The sequence below is a fragment of the Providencia alcalifaciens genome, assembly GCF_915403165.1.
GTDB lineage: Bacteria > Pseudomonadota > Gammaproteobacteria > Enterobacterales > Enterobacteriaceae > Providencia > Providencia alcalifaciens_C.
On the sequence record NZ_OU659204.1, the window covers coordinates 1,898,115 to 1,919,712 of the forward strand.

Annotated in this window: 21 protein-coding genes; 11 read left to right on the forward strand and 10 right to left on the reverse strand. The window is 39.7% G+C overall.

Annotation, left to right across the window (positions count from 1 at the left end; genetic code table 11):
• Nucleotides 1-2 precede the first annotated feature (2 nt).
• From LDO73_RS08740 to ahpF, 3 genes are all read left to right on the forward strand, one after another.
• Nucleotides 3-1,130, forward strand: coding sequence for an ABC transporter permease (locus LDO73_RS08740; RefSeq protein ID WP_224061056.1), 1,128 nt, complete (start codon nt 3-5; stop codon nt 1,128-1,130).
• A gap of 220 nt (nt 1,131-1,350) precedes the next feature.
• Nucleotides 1,351-1,914 (forward strand): alkyl hydroperoxide reductase subunit C, encoded by a 564-nt coding sequence (gene ahpC, locus LDO73_RS08745; RefSeq protein WP_224061057.1) that lies wholly within the window; start codon nt 1,351-1,353, stop codon nt 1,912-1,914.
• Nucleotides 1,915-2,041: 127 nt separating this feature from the next.
• Nucleotides 2,042-3,616, forward strand: a complete 1,575-nt coding sequence (gene ahpF / locus LDO73_RS08750) for an alkyl hydroperoxide reductase subunit F (RefSeq protein WP_224061058.1) — start codon at nt 2,042-2,044, stop codon at nt 3,614-3,616.
• Nucleotides 3,617-3,723: 107 nt separating this feature from the next.
• Here ahpF and LDO73_RS08755 read toward each other — a convergent pair whose 3' ends face one another.
• The 3 genes from LDO73_RS08755 to LDO73_RS08765 all read right to left on the reverse strand — a co-directional run bounded on the left by LDO73_RS08755 (nt 3,724) and on the right by LDO73_RS08765 (nt 6,459).
• Complete coding sequence (locus LDO73_RS08755) at nt 3,724-4,050, reverse strand: hypothetical protein (protein ID WP_224061059.1); 327 nt, start codon at nt 4,048-4,050, stop codon at nt 3,724-3,726.
• A gap of 244 nt (nt 4,051-4,294) precedes the next feature.
• Nucleotides 4,295-4,876 carry a YebB family permuted papain-like enzyme gene (locus LDO73_RS08760; RefSeq protein ID WP_224061060.1) on the reverse strand — a complete coding sequence of 194 codons (582 nt, stop codon included), beginning with the start codon at nt 4,874-4,876 and terminating at the stop codon, nt 4,295-4,297.
• Between the two features lie 95 nt (nt 4,877-4,971).
• Nucleotides 4,972-6,459: a PLP-dependent aminotransferase family protein gene (locus LDO73_RS08765; RefSeq protein WP_224061061.1), complete on the reverse strand. Its 1,488-nt coding sequence runs from the start codon at nt 6,457-6,459 to the stop codon at nt 4,972-4,974.
• Between the two features lie 102 nt (nt 6,460-6,561).
• Here LDO73_RS08765 and LDO73_RS08770 point away from each other — a divergent pair, with 102 nt between their 5' ends.
• A complete protein-coding gene (locus tag LDO73_RS08770) occupies nt 6,562-7,020 on the forward strand; it encodes a GNAT family N-acetyltransferase (protein ID WP_224061062.1) in 459 nt (152 codons plus the stop codon).
• Between the two features lie 58 nt (nt 7,021-7,078).
• On the opposite strand, the gene LDO73_RS08775 is transcribed toward LDO73_RS08770, so the two are convergent.
• Complete coding sequence (locus tag LDO73_RS08775; protein ID WP_224061063.1) at nt 7,079-7,618, reverse strand: NADAR family protein; 540 nt, start codon at nt 7,616-7,618, stop codon at nt 7,079-7,081.
• A gap of 216 nt (nt 7,619-7,834) precedes the next feature.
• On the opposite strand from LDO73_RS08775, the gene LDO73_RS08780 reads away from it, so the two are divergent.
• Nucleotides 7,835-8,743 (forward strand): AEC family transporter, encoded by a 909-nt coding sequence (locus LDO73_RS08780; RefSeq protein ID WP_224061162.1) that lies wholly within the window; start codon nt 7,835-7,837, stop codon nt 8,741-8,743.
• A gap of 78 nt (nt 8,744-8,821) precedes the next feature.
• On the opposite strand, the gene LDO73_RS08785 is transcribed toward LDO73_RS08780, so the two are convergent.
• Nucleotides 8,822-9,154, reverse strand: coding sequence for an MliC family protein (locus tag LDO73_RS08785; RefSeq protein WP_224061064.1), 333 nt, complete (start codon nt 9,152-9,154; stop codon nt 8,822-8,824).
• Between the two features lie 449 nt (nt 9,155-9,603).
• Here LDO73_RS08785 and LDO73_RS08790 point away from each other — a divergent pair, with 449 nt between their 5' ends.
• From LDO73_RS08790 to LDO73_RS08805, 4 genes are all read left to right on the forward strand, one after another.
• Nucleotides 9,604-11,070 carry an AMP nucleosidase gene (locus tag LDO73_RS08790; RefSeq protein ID WP_224061065.1) on the forward strand — a complete coding sequence of 489 codons (1,467 nt, stop codon included), beginning with the start codon at nt 9,604-9,606 and terminating at the stop codon, nt 11,068-11,070.
• 19 nt (nt 11,071-11,089) lie between these two features.
• The gene (locus LDO73_RS08795) at nt 11,090-11,611 is read left to right on the forward strand and encodes a GNAT family N-acetyltransferase (protein ID WP_224061066.1); all 522 of its coding nucleotides are present in this window, start codon (nt 11,090-11,092) and stop codon (nt 11,609-11,611) included.
• A 107-nt stretch (nt 11,612-11,718) separates the two neighbouring features.
• Nucleotides 11,719-12,678, forward strand: coding sequence for an acetyl-CoA carboxylase carboxyl transferase subunit alpha (accA, locus tag LDO73_RS08800; protein ID WP_224061067.1), 960 nt, complete (start codon nt 11,719-11,721; stop codon nt 12,676-12,678).
• A gap of 44 nt (nt 12,679-12,722) precedes the next feature.
• Nucleotides 12,723-13,613, forward strand: a complete 891-nt coding sequence (locus LDO73_RS08805) for a LysR family transcriptional regulator (protein WP_224061068.1) — start codon at nt 12,723-12,725, stop codon at nt 13,611-13,613.
• A 57-nt stretch (nt 13,614-13,670) separates the two neighbouring features.
• On the opposite strand, the gene LDO73_RS08810 is transcribed toward LDO73_RS08805, so the two are convergent.
• The 3 genes from LDO73_RS08810 to LDO73_RS08820 form a co-directional block, all read right to left on the reverse strand.
• Entirely contained in the window at nt 13,671-14,138 is a 468-nt protein-coding gene (locus tag LDO73_RS08810; RefSeq protein WP_224061069.1) for a DUF1456 family protein, read from the reverse strand.
• A gap of 101 nt (nt 14,139-14,239) precedes the next feature.
• Nucleotides 14,240-14,554 carry an AzlD domain-containing protein gene (locus LDO73_RS08815; RefSeq protein WP_036948090.1) on the reverse strand — a complete coding sequence of 105 codons (315 nt, stop codon included), beginning with the start codon at nt 14,552-14,554 and terminating at the stop codon, nt 14,240-14,242.
• A complete protein-coding gene (locus LDO73_RS08820) occupies nt 14,551-15,252 on the reverse strand; it encodes an AzlC family ABC transporter permease (RefSeq protein WP_154599285.1) in 702 nt (233 codons plus the stop codon). The genes LDO73_RS08815 and LDO73_RS08820 overlap by 4 nt, the downstream gene beginning before the upstream one ends.
• A 460-nt stretch (nt 15,253-15,712) precedes the next feature.
• Here LDO73_RS08820 and leuE point away from each other — a divergent pair, with 460 nt between their 5' ends.
• Together leuE and LDO73_RS08830 are read left to right on the forward strand one after the other, a co-directional pair.
• Entirely contained in the window at nt 15,713-16,354 is a 642-nt protein-coding gene (gene leuE, locus LDO73_RS08825) for a leucine efflux protein LeuE (RefSeq protein WP_224061070.1), read from the forward strand.
• A 165-nt stretch (nt 16,355-16,519) separates the two neighbouring features.
• Complete coding sequence (locus tag LDO73_RS08830) at nt 16,520-17,326, forward strand: tetratricopeptide repeat protein (RefSeq protein WP_224061071.1); 807 nt, start codon at nt 16,520-16,522, stop codon at nt 17,324-17,326.
• Between the two features lie 86 nt (nt 17,327-17,412).
• Here the strand turns inward: LDO73_RS08830 and LDO73_RS08835 are convergent, their stop codons facing one another.
• Both LDO73_RS08835 and LDO73_RS08840 read right to left on the reverse strand, forming a co-directional pair.
• Nucleotides 17,413-20,499, reverse strand: a complete 3,087-nt coding sequence (locus LDO73_RS08835) for an efflux RND transporter permease subunit (protein ID WP_224061072.1) — start codon at nt 20,497-20,499, stop codon at nt 17,413-17,415.
• Nucleotides 20,496-21,587 carry an efflux RND transporter periplasmic adaptor subunit gene (locus LDO73_RS08840; RefSeq protein ID WP_224061073.1) on the reverse strand — a complete coding sequence of 364 codons (1,092 nt, stop codon included), beginning with the start codon at nt 21,585-21,587 and terminating at the stop codon, nt 20,496-20,498. Before LDO73_RS08840 ends, LDO73_RS08835 begins: the two co-directional genes overlap by 4 nt.
• Between the last annotated feature and the right edge of the window lie 11 nt (nt 21,588-21,598).

Sequence of the window (21,598 nt, forward strand, 5' to 3'; positions counted from 1 at the left end):
GGATGTTTCGTAAAATACAGAATATTTTTAACTTGGGCGTGAAAGAATTACGAAGCTTAGGGCGCGATAAGGCAATGCTGGCCCTGATCGTATTTGCGTTCACTGTCTCGATTTATTCATCTGCAACGGTGACGCCGGGTTCGCTGCATAATGCCCCGATAGCCATTGCTGATCAGGATAAATCCCAGCTTTCAAGCCGTCTCATTAATAGCTTCTATGAACCGTATTTCTTACCGCCTGCGGATATTGTGCCGAATGAAATAGATGGTTTGCTGGATAGAGGTGCCTATACGTTTGCAATTGATATTCCCCCTAACTTTCAACGGGATGTACTGGCGGGGCGTCACCCTCAATTGCAAGTTAATATCGATGCAACGCGCATGAGTCAGGCTTTTTTAGGGAATAGCTACATCCAAAATATTACCCTAGGTGAGGTGAACGAGTTTTTAGCGAAATACCGTAGCCAAGGGCGTTTACCGGTTGATCTTGAAGTGCGTATGCGGTTCAACCCAAACTTAACGCAGTCTTGGTTTGGCTCGGTGATGGCTATCATTAATAACATCACAATGTTATCGATTGTTCTAACAGGTGCAGCGCTGATCCGGGAACGTGAGCATGGCACCGTCGAGCACTTAATGGTGATGCCGTTAACGCCTTTTGAAATCATGATGTCAAAGATTTGGTCGATGGGATTAGTGGTACTGATTGCCTCGGCAGTCTCGCTGTTGCTGGTGGTGAAAACCTTGCTGCAAGTACCGATTGAAGGGTCGATATTGCTGTTTATGTGTGGGGTTGCGCTCAGCCTGTTTGCCACCACATCGATTGGGATTTTTATGGGGACGATTGCGCGCTCAATGCCACAATTTGGTCTATTGATGATCTTAGTGTTATTACCATTAAACATGCTTTCTGGGGGGATGACTGCCCGGGAAAGTATGCCACAACTGGTGCAAGACATCATGCTAACCATGCCGACAACCCACTTTGTTAGCCTAGCACAAGCCATTTTATATCGTGGTGCGGGATTCCAAATTGTGTGGCCGCAGTTTGTTATTTTAGTGGTCATTGGTAGTGTATTTTTCAGCTTCGCATTAATGCGTTTTCGCAAAACTATTGCCACAATGGCATAGTTTTTATTGCATCAGCTCCCATTAAATTACTTCGAATTATTTCTCACAAAACGCTTGCAGATTTTATCGGCAAGCGTTCTAATGCCACTCTATAAAATGCCATGCCTATCAATTTTTAATTAATGATTAGATTTTGCCTATCAAATCGATAGCAACGACTGATTGGATTAAGTCTCTGCGAAACAGTAACTTAATAGTCAACCAAACAGGAGGACATCAAATGTCATTAATTAATACTCAAATCAAACCTTTTTCTAACCAAGCTTTTAAAGACGGCAAATTTATCGAAGTAACAGAGAAAGATGTTGCGGGTAAATGGAGCGTTTTCTTCTTCTATCCAGCGGACTTCACTTTCGTTTGCCCAACTGAATTAGGCGACATTGCTGACCATTACGCTGAATTTCAAAAAATGGGCGTAGATATCTACTCTGTATCGACTGACACCCACTTTACTCACAAAGCATGGCACGAAAGCTCTGAAACCATCGGTAAAATCAAATACGCGATGATCGGCGACCCAACTGGTGCTCTGACTCGTAACTTCGAAAACATGCGTGAAAACGAAGGTCTGGCTGACCGTGGTACATTCGTTGTTGACCCACAAGGTATCATCCAAGCTATCGAAATCACTGCAGAAGGCATTGGTCGTGACGCTTCAGACTTACTGCGTAAAGTTAAAGCTGCTCAATACGTTGCAAGCCACCCAGGTGAAGTTTGCCCAGCTAAATGGAAAGAAGGTGAAGCAACACTGTCTCCATCTTTAGATTTAGTCGGCAAAATCTAATCGATAACCCTCGATAAGAATATTGCAAAATAAGCCACGTTGCAGGCGCTAAACACAATTAAGTAAAAGCCTGCAACGGGCTATTCCGACGGGTATATGTACCCGATTTTATGACCAAGGGGATTACATGCTCGATAATAATTTACAGGCTCAATTAAAAGCCTATCTGGAAAGATTAACTAAACCCGTAGAGCTAGTTTCGAATTTAGATGACAGCGCAAAATCAATTGAAATAAAACAATTACTTGAACAAATTGCGTCGCTGTCTGACAAGGTGACTGTGCGTGAAGAGCACGATGCTGCACAAAGAACACCTTCATTTTTAATCACCAACCCAGGGACTAATATTGGCGTGCGTTTTGCGGGCTCACCATTAGGCCATGAATTTACCTCTTTAGTGCTGGCTCTCCTACAAGTGGGTGGTCATCCATCCAAAGAAGCACAAGAATTATTGGATCAAGTGAAAGGGCTGGAAGGCGACTTTAACTTCGAAACTTACTACTCATTATCTTGCCATAACTGCCCTGATGTTGTGCAGGCTCTGAACTTAATGGCGGTATTGAACCCGAACATCAGCCATACGGCGATTGATGGTGCGCTGTTCCAAAACGAAATTGACGAACGCAATATCATGGGTGTTCCTGCTGTTTTCTTAAATGGCAAAGAATTTGGTCAAGGCCGCATGACATTAAGCGAAATCGTGAGCAAGGTGGATACCAATGCTGACGCGCGTGCGGCAAAAGCGATTAGCGAACGTGATCCATTTGAAGTTCTGATCATCGGTAGTGGTCCTGCGGGCGCATCCGCTGCGGTTTATACTGCACGTAAAGGTATTCGTACAGGGGTTATCGGTGAGCGTTTCGGTGGGCAAGTCATGGATACCGTTGATATCGAAAACTATATTTCGGTATTAAAAACTGAAGGCGCAATTTTAGCTGGTGCCCTGAAAAATCATGTGGATAGCTACAATGTCGATGTAATTGATGGCCAATCAGTGACTAAGCTTATCCCTGCTGAAGAAATGGGTGGATATCACCAAATCGAAACCGCATCAGGCGGCGTGATGAAGGCGCGCAGTATTATTATCGCTACTGGCGCACGCTGGAGAAACATGGGTGTTCCGGGTGAACAAGAGTACCGTACAAAAGGGGTAACGTTCTGTCCTCACTGTGATGGCCCACTGTTTAAAGGCAAACGCGTCGCGGTAATCGGTGGTGGTAACTCTGGTATCGAAGCGGCTATCGATTTAGCGGGTATTGTTGAGCATGTGACGGTATTGGAATTCGCGTCAGAATTGAAAGCGGACTCCGTGTTACAAGCTAAAGCCCGTAGCATGAGCAATATCGATATTATTTTAAATGCTCAAACCCTTGAAGTTAAAGGCGATGGCAGCAAGATGACTAGCTTAGAGTACAAAGACCGCGCTGATGAAAGCGTGCACTCTTTGGAAGTGGCAGGTGCGTTTGTTCAAATCGGTTTATTACCAAATACCAATTGGTTAGGTGATACCGTTGCTCGTAACCGTATGGGCGAAATTGAAATTGATGCACGTAACGAAACTAGCGTGAAGGGTGTATTCGCGGCTGGTGACTGTACAACAGTGCCTTACAAACAAATTATCATTTCCGCCGGAGAGGGAGCAAAAGCCGCACTTAGCGCATTTGACTACCTAATCCGCACAAGTACCAGAACCGCTGAATAGCTCATAGTTTAGCGGGTTGTAGCCAAAAGGCACTCGGGGGCGAGTGCCTTTTTTTGTAAGTCTAAGAATCAAAATAAGAAAGGTAACTTCATTAATATAAGTACCAATCACTTCACCCACATATCCACAACCCTCGCAACCACTGGCAGTAACTGAGTCAATATCACACTGCCCACAAACCATAGAATGATTTTATTGGCGCTGGCGGCTAAAGCTTCTTTGGTGGAATAGTTGGATTTAATCACGGCGATATTGGTTTTGACTTCATGCAGATCATTTTTCATTTTATTGATCTCTTTTTCTAAGCTATTTAACTTTGAATCCATATTGTTTTCCCTATGAGATGCCCTTTGGTGATGCTGTTTAAATGAATCATCGCTGTAAGAGACGAATAACATTAAAGGGGCTTGTTTTTCTCGGAATTGATTCGCCATTGTGTTTCTCCTCAATCCTTTTACTGAATGCGCTCATCCATTAATTGCGTTTTTAACAAACGAATGGGCATAAAAATCGGTGTATGGTTAGGAGGGTATTTTGATGAGGGAATAGAGTCAAAAAATAGCGTGAAGATAGCGTTGAAGTTGTTCCTAAAATGTCGAGTTGCTAGATAAAGCCCTGTGGTATAGGGCTTTTGATTGATGGATGCAATGTTAATCAATCGGTTGCTAAAGTGAGAAATTAATGAATATCTTCGTGGCTACGGTACACCAAAGAAAGCTCTGAATGATGCCATAAGCTGGCCGGGGTGACGGTCGTGCGCTCCCAAGGAATGGAACCAATAAACCATAGTTTCCAGAATTTTAATTTGGCATTCGGATTTTTTGTTAATAATTCTTGGAAAGTTTCGATTTCACCAATGCGAATAGATAAGGCAGATTGGTAAATATCGAATACAAATTTTGAGCAAAACTGGCGTGATGAATCGTATTTAAACCCTGTGTGGTAAAACTTATTTAATCGTGGAAAAACTTGAGTCACTAACGCCTGTTTTTGTGCCTCGGTTAAATGTGTAGATAAGCGACGCACACTGTAACGAGACTCAGATGAGCGAGCAATAAAGCGGGATAATGTGGTGGTGGTCGATAAAGGAATGCGGCTTTCTGCTACTAAATAGTCGTTGCCATCATGGCCAATGATCATGCCTACATGATTACTCCAACATTTTGATGCAGAAGCGATTTGGCGAAAAACTTCAGTTCCAATACTGGTGAAAACAATGTCGCCAATTTCCAGTTCATAAGGGTAATTTATTTTTGTCATAGTACACCTCAATATGGTGAAAAATTACATTGAGGTCATCTTATAAGTTGCCCAATATCGGCGGCAATCGGAATTGCGGCGAATATCACTCCCGTTTAACTCGGGTATATTTTCGCCAATGCCTCACTTAATAACTGAATGTTTTGGATGATCACTTGTTCAGTGTGGGCGGCATAACCAAACAAGATAGCATCATTATTTTGGCTGTGAATACAATAACGAGATAACGGCTGCGCACCAAAACCAAGGTGACGACACTGCTCTAGGATAATCTCTAAGTTATAGCCTTTTTTTACCCAACAGACGGTATGGATCCCTGAATCATTCATTTGTGCATCAAAAATGTGCGGGAGATATTGATTGATGGATTGGCAAAAAACAGTTTGGCGTTCATAGCAAATTTTGCGGATCTTACGAATATGTCTCGCGTAATGACCTTCTTGAATAAACTGCGCTAAAGCGGCTTGTTCTAAATAGCTACAATGACTGTCACTGTAGTATTTAATCATAGTAAAAGCTTCACTCAGAATTTCTGGCACAATTAAAAATCCAAGGCGAAAACCGGGATACATCATTTTAGAAAATGTACCGGCATAAATAACACGTTGATGATTATCAAGGCCTTGTAAGGCTTGAATCGGTTTGGATAAAAAACGAAACTCGCTGTTGTAATCATCCTCAAATATCCAAGCATTATTTTGTTGTGCCCAATCTAATAATGCGAGGCGGCGGGGTAAACTTAAGGTTGTCCCAAGCGGAAACTGATGAGATGGCGTGGTGTAAATCAGTTTGGCATTACTATGATGCGCGGCCGCATATTCAATATTCATTCCTTCATTATCGGAAGGGATTGGTGAGATATTGGCACCAGCGGCAGTTAAAATAGCACGAGCACTGTCATAACCTGGGTCATCGAGCCAAACAGTATCATTTTGTTTTAATAATACTTTAGCGACCAAATTTATTGCCTGTTGGGTTCCGTTGACGATAATAATTTGCTTGTCATTGCAATGAACGCCTCGGGTTGAACGCACATAATCAGCCAATAATTTTTTGAGCGGTATATAGCCATCAGGGTGATTATAGTGCGTGATATCATGCTTGGATTTTCGCCAAACTCGCCCTAATAATCGCCCCCAAAGGTCATGGGGAAACTGATCGACACAACCAACGCCAATATTAAATATTGAGCGCTTATTGGTAATTGGGCGAGACTGTTCCCAGAGTGGCTGAAGGTTATTCAATATGGGGTTCAGATAAAGTGCAGGATTTTCTTGTTGGAAAGCCGCTTGTTTGGTGCTAATTGGACGAACTAATTCATCAGGAATTTGTGCAGAAACATATGTTCCAGAGCCTTGCTTTGAATATAAATAACCTTCATCGATTAAGCGTTCAAACCCTGCAATTACCGAGTTACGAGAGATTGACATCATCTCAGCTAGCGCCCGAGTCGAAGGTAATTTTAGGCCAGCAGCAATTCGTCCATCCAATATTGCATTGCGGATCGTATGGTAAACCCCTTCATTAATTCGACCCTGTTCAATCAATAACAGTGGAAACTGAGCTTGCTGCTTTCTTCTCATAAGTGGATCCTAAATAAATAACAAAAGTGTATCTTATACAGTACCAGATAGCTCTGTACTATAACCTCATTCAGTTATATGTCTACAAATGGAAGGGTTATTATGAATAATGCAGAACTACCAGTATCTATTGAGTTTGTTTCCCCTGAGCACTACCCAGAATGGTTAGTATATTGGTTGGAGTATCAAAAATTTTATCAAGTGGATTTAAGCGAAGAAATCACATTAACAGCATGGGCGCGTTTCTTTGATGAAAAAGAACCGATGCACTGTGCTGTCGCGTTAGAAGGGAACAAAGTGGTTGGTTTTGTGAACTATCTTTACCACCGTTCCACTTGGGCAGAAAATGATTTTTGTTATTTAGAAGATCTCTATGTTACCCCTGAAGTTCGTGGTCGCCATGTGGGGAAACAATTAATTGAGTTTGTTCAGCAACAAGCGCAGCAGAAACAATGTGGACGTTTATATTGGCATACTCAGGAAACCAATTTACGCGGACAAAAGCTATATAATTGGGTCGCAGAAAAACCAGGCGTTATTGAATACAGAATGCCACTATAAGAATATTTAAAGTGAAGTCCCGCTGTTTGATAACAGCGGGATATTTGTGCTGAAAATCTTAATTGGCTAATTGTGTCCGTACTTCCATTAATGCAAAGCCCAATAAATTTAAGCCTTTCCACGTGAGAGGGTTTTCAATATTCTCCGCATCTTCAGCTAAGCCAATTCCCCATATTTTATCGACAGGGCTAGCTTCCACTAGGACGCGCTCATTGGTTGCCAACAAGAACTGCTTTAGTGCGTCATTTTGAGAAAACTTGGCTAAATTAGCTTTTACAACAATATCAAATCGGTTTGCATCCCAGATATCTTGTTTAAAACCACGAACTTCTCGTCCAAAGGCTTTTGCAGCCCCAGGATTCGGAGCATGGATAATTTTTTGCAGAATTTCACTATCGCCAAATAAACGCGCTTTTTCTGCCATCATGAAATGTTCGGCACTGGCGAAACGGTTACCATCAACGATAAAAGGAGCAGGGTACCATTGGCTAAAACAGCTTTTCGTGACTTGCTGTTGTTTGGATTGATGCCCCCAGAAAAAGACATACTTATATTTTTTACCCGTTCGGTAGAGCTTACAAAGGTTTTTTATATCCATAGGACTAACTTGAAAAATAATAATTAGATTTAGTGAGAGTAACGATAAATAAATGTGTTGGCTATCGGAATAACCTGCACTGTATTTTTGAATGAAGCTCACACTCTAGAAGGGTATCTGCCTGCATCGCTTTTTTTAACTAACATCTCATTGATTTTAACGATATAGTCACAATTATCAATTCATAATGGTTTGAAAAAAAAGAATTTCTTAATCATGGAAAAGATCTTACTCGTGTTGTGGCCGTTGTTTGCTCTTATCGCAATGGGTTTTGTTTTACGTAGAACAGCACTATTTTCTGCCGATTTTTGGCCTAGCGCAGAAAAACTCAATTACTTTATTTTATTCCCTGCATTATTAATAAACAGTTTGGCGAACGCGCCACTCAATAATCCCAAATTACCTTATCTTGCCTGCGCCATTTTTTTCATCCTTGCTGTAAGTTCACTGCTTGTCGTGGTAAATAAATATTTATTTAAAATACCCATTCCACGATTTGGGGCTCACATTCAAGGGATTATTCGTTTTAATACTTATTTAGGGTTGGCGATTGTTGCTGACCTTTTTGGATCGGAAGGGATTGCGATTTCAGCGGTGATAATGGCGATTTTGGTTCCCAGCTGTAATGTCATTGCGGTACTGTCGTTGAGTGCAGGGAAGAAAGTGTCATTAAAGCAACTGGTCATGCCTATTGCTAAAAATCCATTAATTATTTCTTGTGTTATCGGAATATTATTAAATTTATTACCGATAGGTTTACCATTTGGGTCTGACCAATTTTTAAAATTATTGGCTGCAGCTAGTTTGCCATTAGGGTTAATTTGTATTGGTGGGGCACTACAAACGGCAACGCTCAGGAAAGAGTTTAAACCCATTATGGTTTCAACATTATTTCGCTTGCTTGCTATGCCAGTTCTAGCCTCATTTACGGCTTATTTATTTGAATTACCAACATTGGAAAGCGTGCTTTTAGTCATCTTTTTCTCTATACCTACCGCACCAACGTCCTATATTTTAACTAAGCAGCTTAATGGAGATAGTCAATTAATGGCAGGGATCATTACTTTCCAAACTATTCTTGCTGTTATTACATTACCACTAGTTTTAACATTAATTACCCAATAAGATTATTTTTATATAAAAAAGCAGCATCGTAATAATTATGAGGCTGCTTTCTACGGCTAAGTGAAGTTAGAGATGCAATTATTTAACCAGTTTACAATCACGACCTTTATCGTCTGAAACACGGTTATTAACAGCATCATCTTCAGAAATAGTGGCTAAGTTTAAGCCTGCCTTGCTGCTCCATAGTTGGAAGTTTTCACCAACATAGCGAGCGCCACTCGCGGCTTCTTTGCTTTTCAGTAAAATCAGTTCATCGCTGTAAAGCATCACTGCTGTATCTTGATTAGGAAAAGAAACTTTAATTTTTTGTCCATCACAGTTATAGGTTTGTGTTTTAGCTGCGAATGCAGATGAAGATGCAGCTAAAATTGATAACGCAGCGATAGAAGAAACTAAGAGAGTTTTTTTCATTGGATTTCCTTAATACCTTTTAAGTATTTATACCAGCGTTCATAAACATTGAAACTATAGGTTACAGCGACATAATATTACTTTTAAATATACATTGCATAAACATTTAATCACTATTTGATGAAATTTAATAATATTCTTAATTTTGATTTTATCTCTTTCATAAATAACGATATAAACATTTTAGGTTTTTTATATTGTTAATATAGAAGTTAAAAACTTAACCAAGGTTTTAAATAATCCATAAGCGTTATCTTAAAAATAATTCAAATATATATTCTTTATATTAAATTAGGTTCGGACTTAGAAATAGGTGAAAATAAAAAATAGAATTAACTAAGATTTTAACTTATTAAATTTTCAAGGATTAAATGCAATTTCTTGTGAGTGTTCGATGAATAACATACACTGAAGGCGTAAATTTTGCGTCATTTGATAAGGAGTTAAGCGTGTCTTTGGAACAATGCCGAAAATATGAAAATCTTTCTATAGAAGAGACAATCGAAACACTCTCATTACTCTATTCAAATGCCATTGAAGCCTTGAGAAATGCCATTGCAACCTATGTCGATAAAGGGATGTTACCCGATACTAACGCTCGAGAAAATGGGTTGTTTGCCTACCCTGAGTTGTGTGTAACTTGGGAAGGAAAGGTTGACCATTGTGAAAAAACGCGAGCTTATGCCCGTTTTGTGAAACGGGGAGATTACAGCATTACTGTAACCCAACCAGACCTGTTTCGAGCTTACCTCGTTGAGCAATTAACCATTTTTCAACAAGACTATGACGTATCTTTTGCAGTTCGTCCGTCTAAGACTGAAATTCCATATCCATTTGTGATTGATGGCTCAGATTTAATTCTTGATAGAAGTATGAGTAGCAGCTTAGCCGCTCATTTTCCTATTACAGATCTCTCTCATATCAGTGACGATATTACGGATGGCTTATATCATGTAACGGATGATATGCCATTATCCCACTTTGATGCACTCCGCGTAGATTTCTCTTTAGCGCGATTAAAACATTATACGGGTACACCACCTGAGCATGTTCAGCCTTATATTTTGTTTACCAACTATAACCGTTATGTTGATGAGTTTGTGAATTGGGCCTGTGAGCAAATTCGTGATCCAGAAAGCCGTTATATCGCGTTATCTTGTGTAGGGCATAACTATTTAACCGCTGAAAATGCAGATCCGCAATTTGCTACATCCGATTTAACGTGGAAAAAATTCCAAATGCCTGCATATCATCTGATTGCTCGTGATGGCGGAGGAATTACCTTAGTGAATATTGGCGTTGGTCCAGCAAACGCAAAAAATATTTGTGACCATTTAGCGGTGTTACGTCCTCACGCGTGGCTAATGATTGGTCACTGTGGTGGGCTGCGTGAAAGCCAAAAAATTGGTGACTATGTCCTAGCACATGCCTATTTACGTGATGACCATATTTTAGATGATGTATTACCACCAGATATTCCTATTCCAAGTATTGCTGAAGTTCAGCGGGCACTATATGACGCAACTAAACAGGTAAGTAATATGCCTGGTGAGCTAGTTAAACAGCGTTTGCGTACGGGAACGGTGGTCACAACGGATGATCGTAACTGGGAGTTAAGATTTTTTGCAACTGCACGCAGATTTAGCCTTAGTCGAGCCGTCGCTGTGGATATGGAAAGTGCCACAATTGCTGCACAAGGTTATCGTTTCCGTGTCCCATATGGCACATTACTTTGCGTGTCAGACAAGCCGATTCACGGTGAAATCAAACTGCCGGGGCAAGCAAATAGTTTTTATGAAGGCGCAATATCGGAGCATCTACAAATTGGGATCCGTGCTATCGACCTGCTACGACAAGAAGGTGATAAGCTACACTCCCGAAAACTAAGAACATTCGACGAGCCGCCATTTAGATAATCTAGAGGAGGGGAAATACGTGATCCCTAAACTTGAAACAGATAGATTAATTTTAGCAAAACATGAGGTTAGTGATTTTTCAGCGCTTTCTCAGTTATGGGGACAACGCTCAATGGTTCAACATATTGGCGGTGTTCCTTCAACGGAGCGTGAATCCTGGATGCGAATGCTTGCATATGGCGGGCTTTGGCCTCTACTCGGGTTTGGTTATTGGGCTGTGAGAGAAAAAGCGACAGGAAATTATGTGGGGGACCTTGGGTTTGCCGATTTTCATCGTATTGTAGAACCTCACGTTAAAGGAATTCCTGAAGCGGGATGGGTAATTGCGCCTGAATATCAAGGCAAAGGTTACGCTACAGAGGCGATGCAAGCTGCATTGTCTTGGTTGATTGCGGAGCAAAAACACCAAGAAAGTATCTGCTTTATAGGGCCTCAAAATATACCCTCATTGCGTGTCGCTGAAAAGTTAGGGTATATACAAGATAAAGAAGTGTTCATGAACGGTAGTATCTCGGTATTGTTACGTAAAAATCTTATTTAGTTGTAATTATCCCATTTTTGATAACTATCAATCCTATTCTTATTTATAGAATAGGATTGATCCTCTCAGTAGACTCTTAAAATTACTTGGTCGATTTTAAGGTCACTATGTCTAACCACTTTCTTGCATTCGAAAAACCCATTATTGAGCTTCATGAAAAAATTGAAGCATTGAATGCCTTTAAGCAAAAGGGTCATCCATCAGAAATAAGGCTTGATGAAGAGATCCAATTATTAGAGAAAAAATGCCAATCACTTACTGAGAATATTTTCTCTTCTTTAGGTGCATGGGAAATTGTGCAATTAGCTCGTCATCCAATGCGCCCTTACACATTGGATTATATCCCTCTCATATTTACTGAGTTTCAGGAATTAGCGGGGGATAGATCATTTGCAGATGACAAAGCGTTAGTCGGTGGATTAGCGCGTTTAGACGGTCATCCAGTTATGGTAATGGGACAACAAAAAGGGCGGGATACGAAGGAAAAAGTAAAACGTAATTTTGGAATGCCATCCCCTGAAGGATATCGAAAAGCGCTTCGATTAATGAAAATGGCGGAGCGATTTAAATTGCCAGTTATTACGTTCATTGATTCTGCTGGGGCTTACCCTGGTGTTGGCGCTGAAGAGCGTGGGCAAGCAGAAGCGATTGCGCGCAATATTCAGGAAATGTCTTGCCTCAAAACGCCGATTATTTGTGTGATCACTGGAGAAGGTTGTTCCGGTGGCGCACTTGGGATTGGAGTGGGGGACAGAATTAATATGTTGGAATACAGCACATACGCTGCAATCTCTCCAGAAGGTTGTGCCTCTATTTTATGGAAAGATTCCCAAAAAGCGCAAGTTGCGGCTGAGGTGATGGGAATGACCGCGCCGAGACTAAAAGCGCTAGGAATTATCGACACGATTATTCCTGAACCGTTAGGCGGAGCGCATCGAAATTATGTATTAGCTGCACAATATCTGAAGCAGCAACTTATCCACGATTTAAACCAACTTAGTGCATTAGATCAGGATACGTTATTGGATCTACGCTACCAAAAAATAATGGAAATTGGCTACTGCTAATGTTATTAGTGGGGTATTAATGAAGACTAAAATTAGGCTGTATTATGTTTGTTGATCTTAATTTATTGAAGGTATTTGTTGCGGTAGCCACTCAGGGAAGCTTTGCTAATGCCGCAAAACATCTTTCGATGCCAACATCAAATGTGAGTCGGCAAATTAAGCAGCTTGAAACTCAACTTAATTGCCGATTGATTGAACGAACTACACGGCAAATGCGCTTAACTGAGCAAGGTACTTTATTATTAAATAAGAGCCAAAAACTGTATTTAGAATTAGATGAAACCTTACAACAAATTAGCGCCTCAGAAACATTAAGTGGTACTTTGCGGCTAACGATTCCAAGTGAATCTGGCAGTGTATTATTTGCAGATTTACTGGCTCGATTTGCACTTGCTCATCCTGAGCTTGCTATCCATTGTGATACGCAGCTAGCACCTCTAGATGTTATTGGTGATGAAGTGGATTTATTACTGACTTTTCATCGTGGAGCGTTGATGGATAGTAGCTACCACTCAAAATTGGTTAAATCATGGGACAGTGTTGTTGTTGCAGCTCCGAAGTTAATTGAAAAACAAGGGCTACCCAACACTGTGGATGAACTCAGTATGATGCCCTGTATCACGAGTTTCAGTGCGTTGCAGGGACAGCCATGGGTTTTTAGCACACATCATGGTCAGTTAAAAAAAGTCAGTATTAACAGTCAGTACCGTGTGAACAGCGGTATTCTTGCCAGTGCGGCTGCACTCAATGGATTGGGATTTGCTATTTTATCAAAAGAGGGATGCCAAAGCGCAATTCAAGCGGGAACGTTGGTGGAAGTTAGTTTTGATAATATGTATCCAGCGCCGATTGAGTTGCGCGCAGTTTATGCCTCAAAACGTTCACTTTCGCCGAAAGTTGATATCTTTTTGAGTTACTTGCTGAAAAATATCTAGGCTGATATTGCTATCAGCCTAATGCCATAATCTTCGTGAAGATTATGGTGATCTGAATTATTTATTTCCGCGTAGGCGTAACGTTAAGCCTTTTAATAGGTAGCGTAATAGTTGGTCGCCACATTCACGATAATTTTTATGTTCTGGGTTACGGAAAATAGCACTTAATTCTGGTTTTGAAACTCGGAAATCAACAGACTGGTAGATTTCCAGTAAATCAACGTCTTTCAGTTCAAAGGCAACACGTAATTTCTTGAAAATAATATTGTTGCTGATTCTCTCTTCAACTTCTGGTGCTGGGCGACTTTCATCTTTACCACGGCGATGATATATCAATCCATTAAGAAAGTGACCGAGCACAAGGTCGCTACATTCAACGTAGTCTGGATCGGTATCTTTCTTTAGCCAAAGGCTCATTTCTTCTTTTGTGACTGAAAAGTCTGCAAGTTTTACGATTTCAACCATCTGAGCATCGCTCAAATCCAACATATAACGAACACTTCGTAAAACGTAATTATTTAGCATGGGGTTAATTATCCAACGGATCGATTAAAAAACAGGCTTTTATTAGCCATGAAACGTTATTATAAAGCAAAGGCGGCTACCGATGCTTTATAAATTATTGGTTAGCCCATAAAGTAAATAAGTCCATAGAAAAAGACTAAAGTTAATCCGACGGTTACTAACATATTTTTCAGTAAGGATGCTGCTACAACGCAAAATAGCGCTCCCCAGAGATATGGATTGTCGGGGAAACTACGTAATTCATGATTTTCTAATAAGATTACAGGAGCACAAATTGCGGTAAGCAAACAGGGTGCAGAATAACTGAGCGCTTGGCGTACAATTAATGGTAATCGTATTGGTAATTGGGGGATCAGAAAAATATAACGGAGAGAGAAAACAACAGCCGTTAAACTGATAATTAAAATCCAGATCATTTTTCTTCCCTTAATAAACGAGAGACACCAACAGAAACAAACATTCCACCAACGCCGGCAATCACAATTGCACTACTGATAGAATACATTGATAGGGTAATCGCAGTAATTAATGAAAATAAAACACCGCAGGCGGTACTTATTTTTTTAGTGAGCGGAACGACAATGGCTAATAGTGTCGCGACGACTGAGAAATCTAAATGTAATTTACTTAAATCACCTACCAAATTTGCCATCACAATGCCGCATAGGCTGGTGACTAACCACACAAGATAAAAACTAAATCCTGCGCCAAATAAATAGGAAAAACTGAGGGCTTGACGCTTGGCTGCACTAATGGCGAATAGCTCATCAGTTAATAGAAAGCCAATGCTTAAACGTTGTGGTGTCGTGAAATCCTTTACGTGAGGGCGCATGGTTAGCCCATATAAAAGATGTTGTGATGTAATAAAGAAAACAGAAATCACAATTGTAATGTAGCCAGCGCCAGAATTGAGTAAACCTAGAGTGACTAACTGAGCTGCACCTGCAAAAACCATTGCAGACATTGCGATGCTTTGCCAAAAAGAAAGCCCTGTTTCAATGGCCATGGAACCAGCAAGAACCCCCCACGGAATAACTGCAAGATTTAAGGGTAATGTGTGGACTGCTCCATCCATCATTGCGCGTTGCCATGGCTTTGGTTGTTGAGACGACATCGATGTGCACCTGTATGTTGAAATGTCATTCATTGAATAAAAGTCTAAACAAAGACAATGTTGATTTAACTACAGGTATTTAGAGTAAAAATTATTATTCGATACGCTGTAGGCATCCATTGTTATATCGTGAAATGTGGAACAAATCACTATCTCTACCTACAGGCCTTAAATGGCATTAACAACTAATTTTTTATTGATTTATGAAGTTTTGTATCGATTAAAAAATATTTTTAGCTTGCTGCTGATTAAGTGTTTTTGATTGGAGTTTAACTTCAATTTTGGTTGCCTATACCTATATGAATGACTAGTTAAATGATAAATTATCAGTTTAATATTTCATATATAAATCTATTTTTGGTGATATCTTTTATTAAAAATAAAAGCTGTGTATCATAGTATCTATTAAGCCAAAATGTGAATTAATTGTTATAACTTTTATTGAGTTAGCGGGTTTATTATGCTTGAAAACTTAGGTATTACAAACTTATGGACTTATCTTATCGGTGTGATTTTTATTACATTGGTACCAGGCCCTAATTCTCTATTTGTTTTAACGAGTAGCGCAAAATATGGTGTAAAAAATGGTTATAAAGCAGCTCTTGGTGTATTTACAGGGGATGCCTTGCTCATTTTTTTATCATTCTTAGGTGTCGCGTCTTTAGTCAAAACGTCGCCTATATTTTTTAGCGTGATCAAATATGCGGGTGCTGCCTATCTATTTTACTTAGGTATTAAAACGTTATATTCAGTATTGCATAAAAAAGAATCTGCAACAGATGTCGATGGGATCATATTAGAAGCAAAAGGGACGTATAAGAAAGCCGTCTTTTTAAGTTTGCTAAATCCAAAAATGATCATTTTTTATGTTTCGTTTTTCATTCAATTTATTGACCCTGCATATCCAAATGCAGGTGTGCCGTTCTTTGTACTTGGAGTGATATTAGAAGTATGCAGCATGTTTTATTTATCAATGCTGATATTTGGTGCAGTTGCAGTGACCAACATGGTAAAACACAATAAAAAATTATCTAAATTTTCAAATAGCTGTATTGGTGCCGTCTTTTTAATGTTCGGTGCGAAATTAGCATTAACAGCCTAATTTATTGATGTATAAAATTTTATGAAAGGGTAGCTGGCGAATATGCCAGCTATTTTTTTGTTTTTAATTTAGCTTTTCAGGTTTTTTCCTGTTTGCCTTCAGAGTGATGCCTGTCATCATGGTGCAAATTTAGTCACGACTAAGTAAGCCGCTGTACAAGGAAGTATGAGTACGGCCATATACAAAACCATCGAATTGATATTGATTGAGGTTGTTATGCACATTCTGGGATTATTAATCTATTTTATTCCTGCAATTTATTTCGCTGTCCATTCAATAAAGAGTAATCAAAACTCCTATTGGTTGTTTATTTTATTTGTTTTCCCAATATTGGGTTCGGTTGTTTATGCGTTAGTCATTTGGATGCCGGCAATGCGTTATTCCCGTCATGGGTATAAGTTAGAAAGAGCGATAAAAAAACAATTAGCCCCCAATAAAAGTATTAATCAAGCTTTGAAAGAGTATGAATTAAACCCGACCACGAATAGTTGTGTGACATTGGCTGACGCCTATACGGATAAAGGGGATTATCAAAATGCGATTAAACACTATCAGGAATCACTGCAAGGAATTAATCAGTATTCACCGGATATTATGTTGAAATATGCAGATGTACTGTATGAAGTGGGGGAATACGCGCGTTGTAAAGAGACGCTAGACTTATTGTGTGAAAAAAATCCAACGTTCAACTCGAACTCGGGACATTTTTTATATGCTCGCTCTTTAGCGCGTCTAGGGTTGGTTACAGAAGCTGATAATGAATTTCGTGCCTTATTAAACCATCGTGACCATATTGAGTACAAGGTCGCTTACGCTGAGTTTTTATTTGAACAAAAACGAGTAATTGAAGCGATGCCATTAATTGATGAAGTGATTAAAACCTATTCACTTTTACCCAAAGCGGCACAGAATTATAATAAGCACTGGTATCAAACGGCTGTAAAACTAAAAAATAGTAAGTTAATAGAGTAAGTTAGATTTTTAAAAACAATCATTAAAAACATCTCGTTATTGGCTCTCCATCGTTGGTATGAAGAGCCAAATTATTGTAATTATTCCTACCAGCGTTTTATATCTCTATCGGATTGAGTGACAGATGTACATTTCGCTAATAGTGGTATGATTTTCTTTTTCAAATCATCCATCAAGCTATAAATAACGGGAACAAACAGTAAGCTGAGCACCGTAGAGCTCATTAATCCCCCGATAACCGCAACTGCCATTGGAGCTCTAAATCCTGCATCAGCTCCCGTTGTGAGTACGAGGGGGATCATTCCGGCAATCATGGCAAAGGTAGTCATAACAATAGGACGAATTCGTTCTTGACCCGCTTCGATAATAGCTTGTTGTCGATTTAAACCAGCTCGTTCTTTTTCAAGAATAAACTCCACCAAAAGTATCGAGTTTTTGGTGACTATTCCCATCAACATTAAAATACCGATAATGACAGGAAGATCTATCATCGCACCATATAACACTAAGGCGATAATGGCTCCCCCGATAGAGAATGGTAGTGCCACTAAAATCGTTATAGGTTGCATAAAATCTTTAAACAAAATAATGAGTATGGCGAATACTAAAAGTACACTGAAAAGCATTGTCGTACTAAAACGTTCAAACATATCGAGCATGAATTCCATATCGCCGTACTCTAATGGCTCAATGCTTTTTGGCAATGATTGATATTCAGGAAGTTCGACAACACGTTCCAATGCTTCCCCAAGTGATAACCTATCTAAATTACCTTCAATAGACATTTTTCTTGCGCGGTTTATGCGGTCAATCTGTGATGGTCCATCGCTAAAATTAATGCTAGCAACGGATTTAAGTGGCACAGTTAAGTCATTACCGCTACGAATATAGAGATTACGTAACGTGCTTACATCATTTTTCTGATTGTCAGGTAAAATAACCTGTAACGTTAATTGCCTACCCGGTAAATTAAATTTAGCACTTCGAGAGTTTGATTCTCCCATCGTTGCCACTCTTAATGTATTGGCAATTTCTTCTACATTAACTGCAGTTCTTCCTAAATCTTGCAGGTCAGGGGAGATAATCAGCTCTTTACGTAAAAGCGGTTTCACAACACGGACGTTATTAATTCCATTTACGTTGGCAACTGCATCGCGAAGCTTATGCATTTGAATTTCTAGCTCTTTGGGATCAGCACCTGTAAAGGTCAATGCAAATTCTTTATTTCCTTCGCTATTACTGAAGGTATAGCGAGCATCTGGCGTTTGTTGTAACAGGTGTGAAATTGAGTTTTCAAACTGTTTCTGTGACATTTCACGTTCACTTGGTTTTGTTAATGTCAGTATTATTTGGCCTTTATGCTGAGCTATTCCATCAGCGTCATCACTGATCCCCGCAATGGTATAGATTGACTCTATTTCAGTGCGTGCTTTCAATTTTTCAGCCATATTCCTAACTGCTTTTTGAGTTTCTTCGACAGGGGTTCCCGGCGGTAACTCCACTTCAATCTGGCTAACACTAATATCGCCTTCAGGCATAAAACCAATAGGCAAATAAGCAACACTAGAAATGGAACCAATAAGAAATATAAATGCAAATGAAAGGGCGAGTTTTCGATGTTTCAATGTCATCATTAACAATTGAGAATATCGATTGATCCAGTTAGGTACAGAATGTTCGGTCACTTTCTTTTTTGCAGGTAATAAAACATAGGCGGCCATTAATGGCGTGACTAATCGGGCTACTAGTAATGAAGATAAAACAGCTGCGGAAACGGTAATACCAAAAGGAACAAAATATTTGCCTACAAAACCGCCAATAAAACTGACGGGTAAGAATACCGCAACAATAGTGAGTGTAATGGCAACAATGGCAAAACCTATTGCGTCCGAGGCTTTTAAGGCGGCTAAATAAGGGCGTTCGCCTCGCTCTATGTATTTTTGGATATTTTCAATTTCGACAATAGCATCATCGACCAAAATACCAATGACTAATGTCAATGCAAGTAGTGTCATGCTATTAAGTGAATAGCCAAATATTGCCAATACCAAAAAAGTAGGAAGAATAGATAAAGGCAATGCAACCGCCGCGACCAAGGTGGCTCGCCAACTTTTCAAAAAGAAGAAAACAATAATAACGGTTAAAAATGCACCCTCTAATAAAGTTTGGATTGTTAAATGGTAGCTTGATTCTGTATATTTCACGGTTGATGAAACAAGCTGAATAGAGATATCAGGGTGTTTCAGTTTTAATTGTGCAAGCTCATGTTCAACATTATTTGCTACCTCGGTATCACTGGAGCCTTTTGCGCGAAATACGGCAAAACCAACCATATCTTTACCATTTAATTGCGAAATGGTTTTGGCTGTTTTTTGACCTTGATAAATTGCAGCAATATCCCCGAGCTTAATCCACTGCTGGTTACCAATAGGTAATTGGATATCTTTAATTTCATCAACGCTCTTTTTTTCACCTAAAATTCGAATGGTATGTTGTAGTTCATTATATTTAGACAAGCCACCAGCGGAATTTTGATGCACGCTTCTGAGTAATTCATTAATGCTCAGGATAGACAATTGTAATGCTGCAAGTTTATCGGCGTCAGGCTCAATGCGAATAATGCTATCTGCACCACCAAGGCGACTAACTTTTTGTACTCCATGAGCCGTAATTAACTGCTTACTGACTGCATCATCAATAAACCAAGATAAATCGGCAATGGATTGGCTATCTGATGAAACGGCGTAACGTAATATTGCACCGCCTTCGATATCAATACGGTTAATTAATGGTTCATCAATCGTTTGTGGCAAATCACTGCGAACTTGTGCGATTTGTTCACGAATATCATTGGTTGCAATATAGGCATCCACGGTTAAATCAAATTCAATGGTGGTGGTGGAAATGCCTTCTGTGATGGTTGAGGTAATATGACGGATCCCAGGAATGCCGGAAACCGCCCGTTCAACGGGTTTCGTGATGGCATTTTCCATTTCCGTTGGGGATGAGCCATCTTGCGTAATGGTTACTGTGACTATTGGAAAATTAACTACCGGGTTCGCAGTAACAGGCAATTGATTAAAAGAAAATATACCTGCAATCGTGAGCGCTAAGAACATAACGATAGTAGGAATAGGGCGCGTGATTGCCCATGAAGATAGTTGGAGTTTCATTGACTATCCTTGACTGGGGTCACAGTATCATTTTCAGTTAAAAAGGCTTGGGCATTGGTGACAACAACGGTATCACTCGAAATAGGGGATAAAATCTCAATACGGCCATCATGAATTTTTCCGGTCGTTATTTTTTGCTGCTTCACTTTATTATCAACGACAGTAAAAATAACTCGTTCACCATTATCTAATGTTCGAATGGCACTGTATGGGAGCGTAGTTTGCAGTTTTTCTGGATTGGAAATAATCGCGGTGCCTGATTCTCCGGTTTGCAGATTGTTTTTATTTTCAGCGAGGGAAATACGAATTTTTCCTTGCTGTGAAATAGGATCAACTTTCGGTGCGAAGTAACGTAATTTTCCTGCTATTTGATGATTATTAGGCGCTTTTAATTGAATAGACGTCAGATTTGATAAACGTTTTAATTCTGAAATATGCGCTAAAGCATCAAATTCAATTTCACCATCTTCAATGATTTTAAACAGTAATTGATTATCCGTTAACATTCCGCGAATAGCATGACGCTCACTGATCACGCCTGAAATAGGCGCAATGATCCGTGACTTATCTTGTTGGCTTTTTTCTTTCGCGAGCTGAGCTTGTAATTGACGCAGTTCTGCTTTATTAGCATCTAATAGTGCATTAGCCGCTAAAGATTCTGATTTTGCTTTTTCAAAGTCGTTGGCAGAAATAACCCCAGTTTTAGCCAGCGGAGCTAGACGAGAAAGTTCTTTTTGCGCTTGTTCTGCTACCGCTTTTTGCTGCTTAATATAAGCTGTAGCTTTCTCAGTTTCAGCTTGTAGCTGACTTACAGATGCATTTTGGAGTGGCGATTCTAATATGGCCAGTAGTTGGTTTTTCTCAATCCATTGACCTTCTTCAACCAGAACATCAATCACCATTTGTTGTTGCAAAGGTGAGCCAATCGCAATCTCGTTTTTTGCAACAAATGTTCCCGGTAAGACCAGGGTTTCCGTATAGGGTGCTTGCTTAGGCGAAGTCACATTTAATCGAATGGTTTCAGAAAATGAGACTGGCGATATAAATAGCATGCAAAATAGTAGTGAGGTAATACTAAAACGTTTCATAAACCCATAAA